We start from the raw sequence: 2,123 nt of genomic DNA, 5'->3' as shown, positions 1-2,123 counted from the left end.
AAATGAGATACGACTGAAGTTTTTCAAAAGGACCGTACAGACCGTAGTGTACCTTCCTCATTTTCTTTCTTGGGTTGTATTGTCCTCAGTAATAGTTAACATGTTCAATTTGGACGGGTCTGTGAATCAGATCTTAACCTCCCTAGGTTTGGAGAAGATAAACTTCCTTGGCAGCAATAAGACCTTCCAGTCCCTAATTATCGGTACAGACGTATGGAAGGAGTTTGGTTACAACTCCGTAGTTTACTTGGCAGCCATCACTGCCATTGATCCCGGCCTCCATGAGGCGGCGGCCATTGATGGAGCCTCCTGGTGGAAGCGGGTATGGAATGTAACCATACCGGGTATGATGCCCATAATTCTCCTCATGGGAGCCATGAGCTTAACAAGTATCTTAAGTGCCGGCTTTGATCAGATTTATAACTTGTACTCACCTATAGTCTATGAAACCGGTGATGTGCTGGATACCTATGTCTATAGGATTGGTCTTGTAGGCCGCCAGTACAGCTTTGGTTCAGCAGTAGGCTTGTGCAGGTCCATAGTGGGCATGATATTGATTATGACTGCCAATGGACTTACAAAGAAATTCACTGACAGAAAGATATTCTAGGAGGGAAGACCATGATAGAAAATAAGAACTTCAAATCCAGATTAAGGGTGGCGATTATTTATACCATAGTTGCACTATTAGGCCTGGCCTGCCTTCTTCCCCTGTGGAATATTGTGGCCATCTCCTTCAGCGGCAGTGCAGCAGTAACGGCAAACAAAGTTGGGCTCAAGCCTGTTGACTTTACTCTGGCAGCCTACACCAAGATTCTGGAGGATAAGCAGTTTTGGAGGTCTTTTTTGATCTCCGTGGAAAGGGTTGTCCTTGCATTAGCCATTAACATGGTATTGATTGTATTGATGGCCTATCCACTTACCAAAAACAAGCATGAGTTCCGGGGCAGAAATATCTATATGAACCTATTGATTTTTGCCATGTTATTTAACGGCGGTATGATTCCCACTTATATATTGGTAAAAAATCTGGGCTTGTTGAACAGTATTTGGGCCTTGATTTTACCCGGTGCCCTGCCCATATTTAATGTAATTTTGCTTATGAACTTCTTCCTGGGCATCCCCAAGTCCTTGGAGGAAGCGGCCATTATCGATGGGGCAGGACCCTTTCAGGTACTCTTAAGAGTACTGGTGCCCTGTGCCAAACCCTGCTTGGCTACTATTGCCCTGTTCAGCATAGTAGGAAGTTGGAATGACTTTTTCAGCGGCCTGATATACATTCAAAAGCCTGTAAATTATCCAATTATGACCTATATCCAGTCCTTGACCGTAGACATACAGGCCATGCTAAAGTCAGGCCTCAGCAGCAACTCCTTAGGCAATATCACAGAACTATCAAATAAGAACCTAAATGCTGCAAAGATTGTGGTGGCAGTAATTCCACTGCTTATGATTTATCCAATCCTGCAGAAATACTTGATTACCGGTATTGTAATGGGTTCGGTAAAGGAGTAGTTTATGAAGAAAGTTATCATATTTTGTTGCGTTATATTATTATTGGTATTTGGAGGAACTATGATAATTAAAAAAGCAAGTGCTCAGGATGACTTAACCGGTCTAGAGCTTGATATAAGAGGAACGGACAAGGCTATGTATTCACCTCAGGATGGAGTAAAAATTCAATATGTGGTTAAAAATACTTCTGAAACAGCAAGAGAAAATCTAAATGTGCTTTTAAAGGTTACCCATTTGGAAGAGGTAATATATGAAGATACAATAGGGAACCTTAATCTTAAGGCCGGTGAGGAGATTTATGCTGGATATCAGTGGACAACTCCTGAAAGGGACTTTACAGGCTATTTAGTAGAAATTGGTTTGGGCAACAACCGTGGCGATTTCGCAGTATCCGATACCATCGGTGTAGACGTATCTTCAACTTGGGTAAAGTTTCCCCGTTATGGCTACTTAGCTGACTTTGGAGACAAAGTAGATACAAGTGGCAAAATAGAGAAGATGAACCGGTACCACATCAACGGTATTGAATACTATGACTGGCACTTTTTGCACCATCAACCCCTGGCAGAGGGCATTACGGCAGAGAACCCTGGGGTATGGAAGGATTG

3 protein-coding genes are annotated in these 2,123 nt (G+C 42.7%); all 3 read left to right on the top strand.

The window, feature by feature from the left end:
• On the top strand, positions 1-610 hold a 610-nt coding region (locus EGD97_RS12185; RefSeq protein ID WP_164850222.1), incomplete at its 5' end, for an ABC transporter permease subunit.
• Between the two features lie 11 nt (positions 611-621).
• The gene (locus tag EGD97_RS12180; protein WP_127837553.1) at positions 622-1,515 is read left to right on the top strand and encodes a carbohydrate ABC transporter permease; all 894 of its coding nucleotides are present in this window, start codon (positions 622-624) and stop codon (positions 1,513-1,515) included.
• A gap of 60 nt (positions 1,516-1,575) precedes the next feature.
• Positions 1,576-2,123: glycoside hydrolase family 66 protein (locus tag EGD97_RS12175; protein WP_228202038.1), on the top strand; the 548-nt coding region annotated here is incomplete at its 3' end.

This window comes from Clostridium prolinivorans (assembly GCF_004011155.1).
In the GTDB taxonomy this organism is placed as follows: domain Bacteria; phylum Bacillota; class Clostridia; order Clostridiales; family Clostridiaceae; genus Clostridium_AT; species Clostridium_AT prolinivorans.
Note: the sequence above shows the minus strand (reverse complement) of the source record. Positions and strands in the feature narration are given on the sequence as shown.

Coding starts and splice junctions, on each gene's coding strand:
- EGD97_RS12180 (WP_127837553.1), top strand. CDS start 622: ATGATAGAAAATAAGAACTTCAAATCCAGATTAAGGGTGGCGATTATT.